Raw genomic sequence first — 14207 nt, forward strand, 5'->3', positions numbered from 1 at the left:
GGGGCCGGCCCTCCGGCCTGTGGGGATGAGGCGGGACAGGCCCTCCAGGGGTGTGGACGGATGTTCTCAGCCGGCCTGCGGACCGACGTCCGCCGGGGTCAGTGGCCCGCGCCTCGGTGCCCGGCGGGAGTATTCGTCCGCGCCCACGTCCCGGGCCCGGCCGCGTGGCTGCCCGTCGATGTCGTGGGTGATGCGCGGCCACCGGAGCGTGCCGGCGTTGAGCGCCGGGCTGTCGGCGGCCGGCCGGACGATTCCGCCTGGGCCCGTCACCAGCTTCGGGTCTTTGCGGGTGCCGCCGCCGGCGGGGATGTTGCCGTCCGCGGCCCCGCCCCACAGGAGGTTGCCCGACCAGGTAAAACGCACGGTGTTCGCCATCGCGACCAGTTGGCCCGAGTCCCCGACGAGCAGGTTGTCGGCAACGGTGACGTCCCGCGGCTCGTGCGGGCGCTGGCTCTCCCCAAAGAGCGTGCCCTTGTTGTTCACCAGGGTGTTGTACGCGATGAGGACCCGGTCGGCGGCGTCGTTGCCACGGCGCGCGTCGGGCGTCTCGCCGGGCACGTGGTCGCGCTCCGAACCGCTGCCGATCACCAGGGCACGGCCGGACAGACCGGACAGGTAGTTGTTGACGATCACATGGTCGTTTCCGTAGATCCGTACGCCTTCCGTGCCGGCGACGAGGTAGTTGCCCTCCACCCGGTTGCGGTTGCCGTGCCGCAGCACGATCCCGCCGAAGCTGTCACGGATGGTGTTGTACCGGATGGTGTTGTCCGAGGACTTCACCGAGATCGCTTCGGGGTCCCCGTTCGCGCGCTCGAACAGGTTGTACTCCACGACCGCGTGGGCGCTGGACAGTGCCCGGGGGCTGACCCCGAGCCGGATCGGCTCGCCGCCATTGGACCCCGTAAAGCTGTGGTCGGAGAAGTAGTTGCGGTGCACGTGAACGCGCTGGGCCATCTCCGCCTCGCCCGCGCCCTCGATCCCGAGGTAGATGCCAAGCGTGCTCTTGCCGTGGAAGTGGTTGTGGTCGACCTCGCTGTCGTCCGCGCGCACCATCACCCAGTGCACGCCCTCGATGTCGGCCAGTTGGAAGTCGTTGCGGGTGAGCCTGATGTGCGAGCAGTCCGGGGGGACGTCCAGGGTGCTGCTCTGGCGGAAGGAGAAGCCGCTGAGGGTGATATGGCTGGACGCCTGGAAGACGAAGCTCTGCTCGCCGTTCAGTACGACGCCGCCGCGGGTCCGGGCGGCGATGGTCACGGGTGCGCGCCTGGTGCCCCGCTTGTTGCGGACGGTGAGAGGCCGGTCCGGCGGGACGGTGTACGTACCGTCGGCCAGGACGATCCGGTCTCCCGGGCGCGCCCGGTCGATCGCGGCCTGGAGCTCGTCCAGTGACCCGACGATCGCCGGGGCCGCCGTGGCGCTTGCGGTCAGCAGTCCTGCGGCAGGGGCGGCGGCCAGCGCCGCCCCTGCCGCGGTGCCTATGAGGAACGTGCGTCGTTGCATGATGCCTCCGTGAAGTGGTGGACCGGGCTCCGGCTCAGCAGTCGGTCCGGTCGGCCGAGGTGTCCAGGAACAGTTCGATGACGGGTACGGGGGTGTCGGGGCGCCGGACCGGGATCTGGAGGGTGAGCGTCCCGGCGGGCTGTCCGCCCATCTCGGTGTTGACCGCGGGCCGGTCCGGGTCGATGTGGATCCGTACGATCTCGGACGCGTCGTTCAGCAACTGGGCGTAGCGCACCCGGCCGGCGAGGCCCGGCAGATGCAGATGGCGCAGCGGCCAGGCGAAGAGATGGACGTAGAGCCGGTCGCCGCGCTGGGTGTACCGGCATTCGGCGGGGGCGGTGTACGGGGACGGGCCGCAGCCGCGTACCGACCTCTCGTGCAGCTCCGTCCACCGGCCGATCTCCCCGAGGACCGCGGCGTCGCGCGGATCGAGATCGCCGCGGCCGGTGGGGCCCACGTTGAGGAGAAGATTGCCGCCCTTGGACACTCCGTCGACGAGCATGCGGATCAGCAGGTCGGCGCTCTTGTGGTCGAGGTTGTCGCGGTCGTAGCCCCAACTCCCGTTGAGCGTCTGGCAGGCCTCCCAGAGCACGGGGCGCCCGTCCTCGGTCATCGGTCCCGAGGGCTGGTACTGCTCGGGGGTGACGAAGTCGCCGGGAAGACCGGTGCGGTCGTTGACGAGTACGTGCGGCTGGAGTTCACGGATCGTCTCCAGGAGTTTCCGGGAGTCCCAGTCGTCGGGCCCCTTGCCGCCCCACCAGCTGCGCCCGGCGTACGAGAAGTCGAAGAACAGGTAGTCGACACGTCCGAACGAGGTCAGCAGTTCGCGGACCTGGCCGTGCAGATAGCGCTGGTAGTCGCGGATGTCCCGGTCCGCATGGGCGGCCTTGAACTCCTCGTCGTCGCGCTGCGGATGGGTGCCGTCCACGGGAAAGGACGGATGGTGCCAGTCGATCAGTGAGTAGTAGAGGCCGACCTTGAGCCCTTCGGCGCGGCACGCCTCGACGAACGGGCCGACGAGATCGCGGCCGTGTGGGGTGTGGGTGACCTTGTAGTCGGTGAGCGCGCTGTCCCACAGGCAGAAGCCGTCGTGGTGCTTGGCGGTCAGGACGACGTACCGCATGCCCGCGGCCCTGGCCGCCCTGGCCCATTGGACCGGGTCGTAGCGGTCGGGGTCGAAGTGGTCGAAGTAGACCTGGTACTGCTCGTCGGTCAGCTTCTCCCGGTTCTTGACCCATTCGTGCCGAGCGGCGAGGGAGTAGAGGCCCCAGTGGACGAACATGCCGAACCGGGCGGTGGTGAACCAGGAGGTCTCCGGGGCTTCTTCGGTGGCCGGGGTCCCGTTCAGGTGTGCCGGCGGAGTGTCGGTGTGCGGGGTCATGGGGGATTCGCTCCTTGGACGGGAGTGTGCGGACGCGGCACGGGTGCCGGTCGTGGGCGGGCTGACCTGCCGGGGGCGGGCTGTCCTGCCGGGGGCGGGCCGGGCGGGCTGACCTGCCGGGGACAGCTTGTCCTGCCGGGCCGGGCAGGGCGCCGGGGATGCCGCGGCTGCGGGGTCAGCCCTTCAGTGCGCCGGAGGACAGGCCGCTGACGAAGGAGCGCTGGAAGAACAGGAAGACGATCACGGAGGGCAGCAGGGCCAGCAGGGCGGCGGCCATCACCACGCCGGGGGTGACGTCGGGGTCGATCCGCAGGGTCCGCAGTGCCAGCGGGAGAGTGTAGGAGGAGGCGTCGGTGGAGACGAGGAGGGGCAGCAGGTACTGGTCCCAGATCATGGTGAAGCCGAAGACCCCGATGACGCCCAGGGCGGGCTTGCACATCGGCAGGATGATCTGGAGGAAGATGCGCAGGTCGCCGGCGCCGTCGATACGGGCGGCCTCCTCCAGTTCGCGGGGCACGTCCTTCATGAACTCGGTCATCACCAGGATGGAGAATCCCCAGGCGCCCAGCGGGACGATCATTCCGGCCAGTGTGCCGATGAGGTTGAAGTGGAGGACCGGCAGGTCGGAGAGGATCAGGGACAGCGGGAGGGCCAGGATCTCCTCGGGCAGCATCAGCGTCGCCAGGACGGCGACGAGTACCAGCGTCATGCCGGGGAAAACCTTCCTGGCCAGCGCGTATCCGGCCAGGACGGACACGGCCACCTGGAGCAGCAGCCCGAAGCCGACCACGAAGAACGAGTTCAGCAGGTACTTCAGGACGCCCTGGTCGAAGGCGATCCCGAAGTTGTCCAGCGTGATTCCCGACGGGATGACACTCAGCTGTGTCGGGTCCTTGACGTGGCCGAAGGAGCTGACGAGCAGCGCCAGCAGCGGTCCGCCGAAGACGATCAGGACCAGCAGGTAGACGAGGGCCCTCAGGATCCGTCCGCCGGCACTCCGGCTCTCGGTCAGGCCCAGCGCGGTCTCGGTCGGCGCGGTCATTTGCTTTCCCTCCGCCGCAGCAGTTGGACGACGACGGTCAGGATCAGGGTCGCGACGAACAGCAGGACGGCTCCCGCCGCGCCGACGCCGAGCCGGTTCTGCTCAAGGCCGAGCTTGTAGATGAGGGTCATGACGACCTCGGTGGAGCCGTCGGGCCCTCCGTTGGTGAGCAGGAACACCTCGGTGAACACCCGCAGTCCACGGATCGCGGCGAGGATGAACAGGATCGAGAACACCGAGCGCAGTCCGGGCACCGTCACGTACCACACCCGCTGCAGCCTGGACGCACCGTCGACCTTGGCGGCCTCGTACAGACCGCGGTCCACGCTCGCCAGACCGGCGAGGAAGATCATCATGTCGTAGGGGGCGCCCCGCCAGATGCCGGTGAGCATGATGGAGGCCATCGAGCTGTGGGGGTCGTTGATGAACCCCGAGGGACCGAACCCCACCAGTCCGAGGAGAGAGTTGAGCATCCCGTCCTCGGTCGGGTGGTACATGATCCGCCACAGTTCGGCGACGACCGCGATGGGCACCACCACAGGCAGGAACACCGCAGAGCGTACGAATCCCAGTCGGCGGCTCTGCCCTTCCATCAGCAGCGCGAGGGCGAGGCCGAGCACCATCGAGCCGGCTGTCTGCCCGGCGGCGAGGACGACGGTGTGCCATGCGGCCTCGCGGAAACCGAGGGACTGGAGCACCGTGGAGTAGTTCTCGGTGCCGACCCACTTGTTTCCCAGGTAGGGCTGAACCTCCTGGAAGGACATGGTCAGTGCGCTGGCCATGGGGATGAACTTGAAGTACAGGAAGAGGAGCAGGGCGGGGGCGAGGAACAGCCAGGGCGTCCACCACCGGCCCGACCTACGGCCGTTCCTCCGGCGGCCTGCGGCCCCCGCACCCCGCCGGCCCGCTGTACGGGTGGCTGGTCCGGCCGCCGGGGGAGCGGCCGGACCAGCCTGGTCGAGGCTCATGACGCGGCGATCCCCTGCTCCTTGAGAATGCCGGCGAGCTGCTTGTCGAGCTCAGCCAGCTTGGCCTTGATGTCCAGGCCGCAGTCGGCCATCAGCGCGTTCACGGTGTCCGCCGTCGCCTGCCGCACCGGGGTCCAGTTCGGGATGGAGGGCGCGTAGCGTCCGGAATCCCGGTACACCTCGGAGTAGGTCTTCCAGCGGGGGTCGGGACGGACCTGGGAGATGTTCACCGTCTTGTTGACGGGGAGCTGTACGACGAAGCCCTTGTCGCCCTCCATCCCGACCTTCTGGCCCTCGGCGGAGACGGCGAAGTCGACGAACGCGTCCTGCCCGGCCCGGTTCTCGGAGCCGGCCATCAGATAGACGGAACCGCCCTCGGCGAGGACGGTGGCGTCCTTCGGCCCCTTGGGCATCGGCACGACCTCGTACTTGTCCTTGCCGAGGCTCTCGTCGAAACGCGGCAGCATGTACGGGCCGACGACGTACATGCCGGTCTTGCCCGCCTCGAACGTCTCGTTCGTCGGCGGGGTGTCCATGGTCACCGAACCCGGCTGGACGGCCTTGTCCTTGCAGCCGAGGTCACGGAACCATTCCATGGCCTCGACGGACGCTTTGCTGGTCATCGCCGGTCGGTACGTGCCCTTGCCGGCCTCGGTGATGAAGTCTCCGCCCGCGGCCCACAGGAAGTTGGAGAAGTACCAGGAGGCGTAGCCGCGCTTGGTGGAGAGCGGGGCGGCGAGGCCGGAGGTGTCCTGCTTGCCGTTGCCGTCGGGGTCCTGGGTGGTGAAGGCCTTGGCCATCGCGGCGAAGTCGTCCCAGGTCTTCGGGGCGCCGAGCTTCAGCTTCTGTCGCCAGTCCTTGCGGATGAGCAGTGCGGACGCCTGCGCCGAGTAGGGCAGTGCGTACTGCTTGCCGTCCACGCTCTTGCCGGAGTCCAGCCCCTGGCCGATGAGGTCCTTGCTGTTCTTGATCTTGTCCAGTTCGATCTCCCGGAGCAGGCCCTGGCTGTGCATCGCCCCGAGCTGCGTGACGTCGTTCATGACGAGGTCGGGAAGGTTCTTCTGCGCGGCCCGCTGCTGCAGCTTGGTCTCGAAGTCGTCGAAGATGGCCGTGACCTTGACCTTGTGGCCGGTGGCCTTCTCGAAGGCTTTGGCGAGCCTGAGCGTCCCCTGCTCCCCCGGTCCGCCCGGTGTCGTCCTGGTCCAGAGCTCCAACGGCGCTTTGGAGTTCTGTTTGGCATCCACTCCCGCAGGCCCGGATGTACAACTGGTGAGGACCAATGCCGAGGCGAGAAAACCCGCACCTATCCATTGTGATCTCTGCATGACAACTCCTGTTTCGCCGCTGCGCAGTTGAGCTAGAAAGCGCTTGCTCGGACGGTAACGGGGTCCGAATCAGCGGTCAATAGTCCGATGAATATGAATATTCCGGTGATCGGCGAGAGTCCTGCCAGAGGCGCTCCCACGCACCGAAATGGGCATGGGCCTCCGCAAATTGCCGCCCGATCGACGAGGGCCGGAGTTCCACGTTTCAGGCGATGACATTCCAGAGATCCGATGTATGGTCCCTGCGAGCCGCCTGGCCCGAGTGGTAAACCCAAGTGGTAAACAAACCGCGCCAGTCTGCGACATCCGGTCGGACACTTGCCCACGCATCCGACCAGGGGCCGTCGGCCGGCCGGCTGACGGGCCGCCAGTGAACAGGCAGAGGAGAGAGCCGACATGAACGAGCCGGTCACCGTACCGACAGCCCTTCTGGTCATGGAGGAAGAACGCCGGGCGGACGTCTATCCGCCCGAGGTACTGGCCGGGATCGACGGGCTGGTGGACTGGCAGGGACCGCCCCTCACCCGTCAGCAGCTCGCCGATGACCCCTCCGTGCTGAGAAGGGTCGACATCCTGCTCACGGGCTGGGGCGCGCCCGTCCTCGACGCCGCCCTCCTGGGGCATGCCCCTCGGCTGCGGACCGTCCTCGTCGCGGCGGGATCCGTCCGGCACCTGACCACGCCCGCCTTCTGGGAGCGCGGCATACCGATCGTCTCCGCCGCCGCGGCCAACGCCGTCCCGGTGGCGGAGTTCACCCTGGCCCAGGTCCTCCTCGGGCTGAAGCAGGTGCACCGCATCGCGCGGGACGTGGCGAGCAGCCGCCGCTTCCCCCGCGACGTCGCCGTGCCGGGCGCCTACCGGTCGCGGGTGGGCCTGTTGGGGCTCGGGCACATCGGCCGACTCGTCGCGGCCCACCTCGGCCGCTTCGACGTCGACGTCTTCGCCACGGACCCCGTCGCCTCCCCGGAAACCGCCCGGGAGGCGGGCGTCCGGCTCATCGGCATCGAGGAGCTCTTCGCCACCTGCCACGTCGTCAGCCTCCATGCACCGCTCCTGCCCGAGACCCGCGGCACGGTCGGGGCGCGGCTGCTGAACTCCCTGGGGCCGGGCGCGACGCTGATCAACACCGCGCGGGGCGCGCTTGTCGACGAGGCGGCCGCGGCGCAGGTGCTGCGCGCCAGGCCCGACCTCACCGCCGTACTCGATGTCACACACCCGGAGCCTCCGGCCCACGACTCGCCACTCTTCGACCTTCCCAACGTGGTCCTGACGCCCCATCTCGGCGGCGCGATGGGCGCCGAACGACACCGACTCGGGCTGCTGGTGCTCGACGAACTCCGCCGCTTCACCCAGGGACTGCCGCTCCAGCACGCCATCAACCCCGCGCACGCCGCCTCACTGGCCTGACCCGGCGCGGAGCCGTACCGGTACGCGACCCGGGCCAGAGCCTGGCCCGGGTCGGCCGTACCGGCCCCGGTCTGCAAGCCGGTCTGCGACTCAGCGCCGGCCGTCCGTACGGCGCGGGAGCTTCCACGGGTTGTCGTCCCGCAGGGCGTCCGGCAGCAACGCGTCCGGGAAGCCCTGCCAGGCGACGGGCCTGAGGAAGCGCTCGACGGCGGCGGTGCCCACGGAGGTCGACCCCGGCGAGGTGGTCGCCGGGTACGGCCCGCCGTGCTGCTGGGCCCAGCTGACGGTGACTCCGGTCGGCCATTCGTTCCACAGCAGCCGGCCCGCGAGCCTGACGAGCGAGGGCAGCACGCCGCGTACCAGCTCGGCTTCGCTCTCCTCGCCCTGCACGGTCGCGGTGAGTCCCGGTTCGAGCCGGTCGAGCAGGCGCACCAGCTCGGCCCGGTCGGCGTAGGTGACCACCAGCGACGCGGGACCGAAGCACTCCTGGTGCACACCCTTGCCCGCGGCCAGGAACTCCTTGCCGCTGATGCTCAGCAGGGCCGGAGTGAACACCGGACCGTCCTGCCCGGACTCCACCAGCGCCTCGACACCCGGCATCTCACGGATCCCGGACAGCGCGCGGGTGTAGCCCTGCGCGATGCGCTCGTTCAGCATCGGCTGGGCGGCGACGGCGGAAACGGCCTCCTTCAACGCGCCGTCGAGGCCATGGCCTTCCGGCAGGAACAGCAGCCCCGGCTTGGTGCAGAACTGGCCGGCGCCCAGGGTGAACGAACCCACGTACGCCTTCGCGATCGCCTCACCGCGCGCGGCGAGGGCACCCGGTGTGACGACGACCGGGTTGACGCTGCCGAGTTCGCCGTAGAACGGGATCGGGCTCGGGCGGCCGTTCGCGATGTCGAACAGCGCGCGCCCGCCCGGCACCGAACCGGTGAACGAAGCCGCCGCGATCCGCTCGTCGCGCAGTGCCGTGACACCGACGTCGACGCCGTGGACGACCGCGAAGATCCCCTCCGGCGCACCGGCCGCGACCAGCGCGTCGTGCACGAGCGCGCCTGTCCGGTCCGACAGCTCCGGGTGCCCCGGGTGGGCCTTGAGTACGACCGGGCAGCCGGCGGCCAGCGCGGACGCCGTGTCCCCGCCTGCGACGCTGAAGGCGAACGGGAAGTTGCCTGCGGCGAACACCAGCACCGGGCCGATCGGTATCAGCGACCGCCGGATGTCGGGACGGGGGCCCATCGGCCACGCGGCGTCCGCGTGGTCGATCGTGGCTCCCAGGAAGTGTCCGTTGTCGAGCTCACCGGCGAACAGGCGCAGTTGGAACGTCGTCCTGGCGAGCTCGCCCTTCAGCCGCGGTGCGGGCGGCAGGTGCGTCTCGGCAGCGGCCAGGGCGACGAGTTCCTCGGCCGCGTCGTCGAGTGCGTCGGCGACGGCGATCAGCCAGGCCGCGCGCCCGGCGGGGGTCGAGGCGGCTGCCGGTCCTGCCGCTGCCGCGGCGCCGGCGAGAACGCGCTCCAAGGTGGCGGAATCGGTGTCCTGGGTCATGGGTCCCTCCTTCATGAGTCCTTCCTTCGCGCAGCGTGCGCCGCGCCCGTGGCGGCGTGCATGTCCGGCAGGCGGCCGGGGCCGGCCAGCCCGAGGTGGTAGAGGTGCAGCTCGGCGGCGCCGGCCCCGGCCAGTTCCGTCACGTAGGCCGACATGTCGGGGACCGGGCTCGCGGCCACCGCGGTGATGTAGCTGCCGACGTCCACGGTGGACGGAAGCTGCCGTCGGGCCTTCGCGACGGCGTCGACACTGGCCCCGCCGGGTGCCCAGTTCTGCAGCACCACGGCGTCGACGTCGGCGGCCGCGGTCGGGGTCAGGCCGGGAAGTGCCCCGGTCGCCCAGGGGTCGAGCGCGCCGTGCAGGACGACCCTGGTGCCGGGCCCGATCGCGGCGAGCACACCGCGCCGGAGCCGGTCGGTGCCCCGCTGCCGGGTTTCGAGGATCGTGGTCCTCAGATCGGCGGGCAACCGGTCCGCGGTGGCGAGAAGATCGGCGCTGTCCACCAGGCGGCGGACCTCGCTCCGCAGGGCGTCGCGGACGTCTTCGGCTTTCGCACCGGACTCGGCCCAGCCGTCTGCGCAGGCCGTGCAGCAGCACACCGAGAGCAGCCGTGCGACAGCGGGAGACCAGACGCCGTCGGTCTTCTCGTGCTGGTGCTGGTGCACCGCGCCGAGCGGGCCACAGGCTTCGAGGAGCACCGACGCGACGTCGAGCCCCTCCAGGCACTCCGCGGTCAGCGTCGCCGCGTACGCCCGCACCTGCGGCTGCGACGGGCACAGCGCCCACGGGTAGCTCTCGCCGAAGCAGTTGCGTACGGCGTACTGCGGGAACTGAGTGCCCAGCCGGGAATCGTGGGTGAGCACGATCCACGCGGCGGCGGGCACACCGGCCGCGTTCAGCACGCGGACGGCGTCTCCCGCACTGTCGGGGACCGACGCCCAGTCGGGTGCGGCCGGACGCAGCGGGGCGTCACGCCAGGCTTTCTCCCGCACCGGACGGTAGAGCGCCGCATGCCGGGCGAGGACCGAAGTGCCCGCAGGCGACCAGGGAGTGGCGGCGCGGGCGCTGTGGTAGGACACGGCGACGGCCACTTCGTCGACCCCGAGTTCCCCCGCCCGGTCCACGAAACCGGGTGCGTCGAGGATGTCCCAGGGATAGGCGTAACCGACTACTCGCACGGGTTCACCACCGTGCCGTATGAGGTTCGAACGAGGGGACGAACTTGCGCATGTACGTCACGTCGTTCCGTTTGGTCTGTCCGCAACGCACGTAGTCCTCGTGTGCCCTGGCCAGCGCGTCCGGATCCAGCTCGATGCCCAGGCCCGGCTTGTCGGGCACGGCCACCGCGCCACCGCGGAACTCCAGCGCACCGGGCGCGATCACGTCGACGGCGCGCCACGGCCAGTGCGTGTCGCAGGCGTACGTCAGATGCCCGGTCGCCGCGGCGACGTGCACCATCGCGGCGAGGCTGATGCCCAGGTGACTGTTGGAGTGCATCGAAAGACCGACGTCGAAGGCCTCGCAGGTCTTCGACAACGCCTGGGTGTCGCGCAGGCCGCCCCAGAAGTGGTGGTCGGAGAGGACGACACCGACAGCCCTGGCCCGGAACGCCGGCTCGATGTCCTCGAACCGCACCACGCACATGTTGGTGGCCAGCGGCATGCTCGCCTGCTCGGCGACCTTCGCCATGCCTTCGATGCCCGGGGTCGGGTCCTCCAGGTACTCAAGGACGCCGTCCAGTTCCCGGGCGACCCGGATCGAAGTCTCCACCGTCCAGGCCGCGTTCGGGTCGATGCGCAGCGGGTGCCCGGGGAAGGCCTCGGCCAGCGCGCGGATCCCGTCCATCTCCTGGTCGGGGTCGAGCGCGCCGCCCTTGAGCTTGATCGACTTGAAACCGTACCGGTCGATCATCCGCTTCGCCTCACCGACCAGGGCCTCTGGGGTGAGCACCTCGCCCCAGAGGTCCTGTTCGGCGCCCGCGTGCGCGCCGTACTTGTAGAAGAGGTACGCGGAGAAGTCGACCTCGTCGCGCACACGCCCGCCGAGCAGGTCGACCACCGGACGGCCCAGGCAGTGCCCCTGGGCGTCCAAGGAAGCGACCTCGAAGAGCGCGTACACGCTGGCGATGGTCTTGCTCACCGAGAAGCCGCCGGTGAGGCCGTGCTCGTCGGCGAACACCGCCCCGCCCAGTACCCGCGTCACGGTGCGGTGCAGTCCCGGCAGGTCGAACACGTCGTGCCCGGTCAGTTCCGGCAGCACCTTCCTCACCTGGTCGAGGAAGGCCAGGTCGCCGTACGACTCGCCGAGACCGACCACCGCGTCCTCGCAGCGCAGCTCGACCACACTGCGCAGCGCGAACGGCTCGTGCACCCCCATCGCGTTGAGCAGCGGCGGATCACGGAACGCGACCGGGGTCAGGACAACGTCGATGATTTTCATCAGCGCACGCCCTCCAACGCGGACAGCAGCGCGTAGCCGTCCTTGACGATCTTTTCCAGGCGCTCGACCTGCTCCGCGTCGGGTTCCACGAGCGGTGGCCGGACGCCGCCGACCCTGTCGCCCCGCAGCCGTGCGGCGGCCTTCACCAGCGAGACCGCGAAGCCCGGGGTTTCGTCCCGCAGCGCCACCAGCGGCAGGTAGAACCCCGCCAGCAGCGCGTCGACGGCCTTGTCGTCCCCTGCCGCGAGCGCTCCGTGGAAGCGCATCGCGATCTCCGGCGCGAAGCAGTGGACCGCCGACGAATAGCGGGCCACCCCGATCGCCTTGTACGCGCGGGCCGAGACCTCGGCCGTCGGCAGACCGTTGAAGAACAGGAAGTCGCCGGCCCGCGGCGACTTCGCGCTCCGGATCGAGGTGACGACCCTGGTCATCAGCTCGACGTCGCCGACGCCGTCCTTGAGACCGACCACGGAGGGGATGTCGAGCAGCTTCACCGCGGACCTCGGGGTGAAAGCGCCGTTGGAGCGGTGGTAGACGACGACCGGGACGTCTGTGTCGTTCACCGCGTAACGCACGTGGTCGACGAGGCCGGACGGCGGCCCGGACACGAGGTACGGAGGCAGCAGGAGAACGCCGTCGGCGTTGCCTTCCTGTGCCGCCGCGATCCCGGCCCGTGCCGTCGCCGCGCCGCCTCCGGCTCCCACCCAGACCGGCACCCGGCCGGCGACCACTTCGCGCGCCCTGCGCAGGAGCGCGGCTTGCTCGTCGGCCGTCAGCGCGCTGAACTCGCCTGTCCCGCAGGCGATGAACAGTGCTCCGGCACCGGCTGCCACGTGGCCCTCGACCGTTTCGGCGAACGCGTCCAGGTCGAGGTCGAGGTCGTGGGTGAAGGGAGTGAGGGGAAACGCGAGCAGGCCTTCGAGCTCGACGTGGGGTTGTGCCATCAACTCATTCGCTCTTTCGTATCTGAAGGGTCATGAGCGGGAAGTGGGTTCGCTCATGCGGGTGTCGAGGTCGTCGTCCTCCCTGCCGACCAGTTCGATCATCTCGTCGGTGGACTCCCTGCGTTCGGGGGCGAGCAGGCCGAGTCCGCAGAAGAGGGCCAGCGAGACCAGTACCGGCGTGGCGACAGTGACCGTCGCGCCCGCGGCGAACACGTAGTAGCAGAGCGCGTAGGCGATCAGCCCGCCCGCCCAGGAGACCAGCGCGGCTCGCGGCCCGCAGTTGCGGAACGCGGGGAGCATGCCCAGCAGCAGGGGCACCGATATCGGGCCCATCAGGGCCGCGACCCACGACACGACAATCTGGAGCACACCACCGAGGTTCTGCGCCTGGGTGGCGACGATCATCGTCAGGACGACGAACAGGATGGTGGACGTCCGGGCCACCCGCAGGCCTTCCGCTTCGGTGAAGCTCCTCGCCCGGCGCCAGAGCGCGGGCAGCATGTCCCGGGTGATCACCGAGGAGAGCGCGTTGGCGTCGGAGGAGACCATCGCCATCGTGTGCGAGAAGATGCCGGCCAGTACCAGGCCGATCAGGCCGGGCGGCAGGAACGTCATCGTCATCACGGCGTACGAGGTGTTGGGGTCCTCCAGGCCCGGGACTAGCAGCGGGGCCGCGAACATCGGGAACATCAGGACCGGTGGCCACAGCAGGTAGAGAGCCGACGAGAGCCGTGCACCCCGGCGTGCTTCGCGGGTGTTGGGCGCGGCCATGTAGCGCTGCGCCAGGTTCCACATCCCCCCGTTGTACTCAAGCGTCTTCACCAGTACGTAGACCAGGAGGAAGACGGTCGTGTACTTGGCGGTCGCCGGGTCGAGGTGGCCTTCGGGAAGCTTCGCCCACATCGTCCAGAGGCCGGACACACCGCCGAGCTTGCCGAGGATGACCCAGATCATCACGAGTGCGGCGACGGCCTGGATGACGAACTGGCCGAAGTCGGTGAGGGCGTCGGCCCAGAGGCCTCCGGCGGTGCAGTAGATGAGGGTGACCGAGCCGGTGAGGAGGATGCCCCAGAGGTAGGGGACCCCGGCGAAGGCGTGGAGCAGGGTCGCCACCGCGTACCACTTGGCCGCGATGTCGAAGACCTTCAGCAGGCTGCCGCTCCACGCGAGGGCCTGCTGCGTCGGGACGTCGTACCGCTTGGCCAGGTATTCGAGCGGTGAGGCGACGCCGACCTTCGAGCGCAGCCGGTTCCACCTGGCGGCGAAGAGCCAGCTGCCGATGCCGACACCGATGCCGATGCTGGCGAAGCCCCAGAAGTAGACCGTGATCCCGCTCGTGTACGCCACGCCTGCGTACGCCACGAAGAGAACCGCGCTGTAGCCGGACATGTGATGGGAGATTCCGGCGAGCCACCAGGGCATCTTGCCGCCGGCGGTGAAGAAGTCGCTGACGTTGGAGACCTTCCGGTGGGACCACCAGCCGATCACCACCATCAGCACGAAGTAGCCGCACACCACTGACCAGTCGAGGAAATGCACCACTGACCCCTCTCGCTGTTCACATCCATGAACGGAGTCTGTTATTGTGCTAGCGGTTCATGCATGGGAATGCTGTCCCGGGACGTTAATGTGGTGTGACGTACGTGTCAACGGCTG

Annotated in this window: 11 protein-coding genes; 1 reads left to right on the forward strand and 10 read right to left on the reverse strand. The window is 69.5% G+C overall.

What is annotated here, in order from left to right:
• Positions 1-66: 66 nt before the first annotated feature.
• The 5 genes from AB0D18_RS18945 to AB0D18_RS18965 form a co-directional block, all read right to left on the reverse strand.
• A complete protein-coding gene (locus AB0D18_RS18945; RefSeq protein WP_362419296.1) occupies positions 67-1500 on the reverse strand; it encodes a polysaccharide lyase 6 family protein in 1434 nt (477 codons plus the stop codon).
• A gap of 34 nt (positions 1501-1534) precedes the next feature.
• Positions 1535-2881 carry an alpha-L-fucosidase gene (locus AB0D18_RS18950; protein ID WP_362419299.1) on the reverse strand — a complete coding sequence of 449 codons (1347 nt, stop codon included), beginning with the start codon at positions 2879-2881 and terminating at the stop codon, positions 1535-1537.
• Between the two features lie 175 nt (positions 2882-3056).
• A complete protein-coding gene (locus AB0D18_RS18955; RefSeq protein ID WP_362419302.1) occupies positions 3057-3923 on the reverse strand; it encodes a carbohydrate ABC transporter permease in 867 nt (288 codons plus the stop codon).
• The gene (locus AB0D18_RS18960; RefSeq protein ID WP_362419305.1) at positions 3920-4891 is read right to left on the reverse strand and encodes a sugar ABC transporter permease; all 972 of its coding nucleotides are present in this window, start codon (positions 4889-4891) and stop codon (positions 3920-3922) included. The genes AB0D18_RS18955 and AB0D18_RS18960 overlap by 4 nt, the downstream gene beginning before the upstream one ends.
• Complete coding sequence (locus AB0D18_RS18965; protein ID WP_362419308.1) at positions 4888-6135, reverse strand: sugar ABC transporter substrate-binding protein; 1248 nt, start codon at positions 6133-6135, stop codon at positions 4888-4890. The genes AB0D18_RS18960 and AB0D18_RS18965 overlap by 4 nt, the downstream gene beginning before the upstream one ends.
• A gap of 477 nt (positions 6136-6612) precedes the next feature.
• Here AB0D18_RS18965 and AB0D18_RS18970 point away from each other — a divergent pair, with 477 nt between their 5' ends.
• Complete coding sequence (locus AB0D18_RS18970; RefSeq protein WP_362419311.1) at positions 6613-7623, forward strand: hydroxyacid dehydrogenase; 1011 nt, start codon at positions 6613-6615, stop codon at positions 7621-7623.
• Between the two features lie 90 nt (positions 7624-7713).
• Here the strand turns inward: AB0D18_RS18970 and AB0D18_RS18975 are convergent, their stop codons facing one another.
• From AB0D18_RS18975 to AB0D18_RS18995, 5 genes are read right to left on the reverse strand one after another with little or no spacing between them, the layout of a single operon-like run.
• Positions 7714-9168, reverse strand: a complete 1455-nt coding sequence (locus AB0D18_RS18975) for an aldehyde dehydrogenase (NADP(+)) (RefSeq protein ID WP_362419314.1) — start codon at positions 9166-9168, stop codon at positions 7714-7716.
• 11 nt (positions 9169-9179) lie between these two features.
• A complete protein-coding gene (locus AB0D18_RS18980; protein WP_362419317.1) occupies positions 9180-10346 on the reverse strand; it encodes a hypothetical protein in 1167 nt (388 codons plus the stop codon).
• A gap of 4 nt (positions 10347-10350) precedes the next feature.
• Complete coding sequence (locus AB0D18_RS18985; protein ID WP_362419320.1) at positions 10351-11607, reverse strand: glucarate dehydratase family protein; 1257 nt, start codon at positions 11605-11607, stop codon at positions 10351-10353.
• Complete coding sequence (locus AB0D18_RS18990) at positions 11607-12551, reverse strand: 5-dehydro-4-deoxyglucarate dehydratase (protein WP_362419323.1); 945 nt, start codon at positions 12549-12551, stop codon at positions 11607-11609. Before AB0D18_RS18990 ends, AB0D18_RS18985 begins: the two co-directional genes overlap by 1 nt.
• 30 nt (positions 12552-12581) lie before the next feature.
• The gene (locus AB0D18_RS18995) at positions 12582-14090 is read right to left on the reverse strand and encodes a sodium:solute symporter family protein (protein ID WP_362419326.1); all 1509 of its coding nucleotides are present in this window, start codon (positions 14088-14090) and stop codon (positions 12582-12584) included.
• Positions 14091-14207: the final 117 nt, after the last annotated feature.

The organism is Streptomyces sp. NPDC048442, assembly GCF_040651475.1.
Taxonomy (GTDB): domain Bacteria; phylum Actinomycetota; class Actinomycetes; order Streptomycetales; family Streptomycetaceae; genus Streptomyces.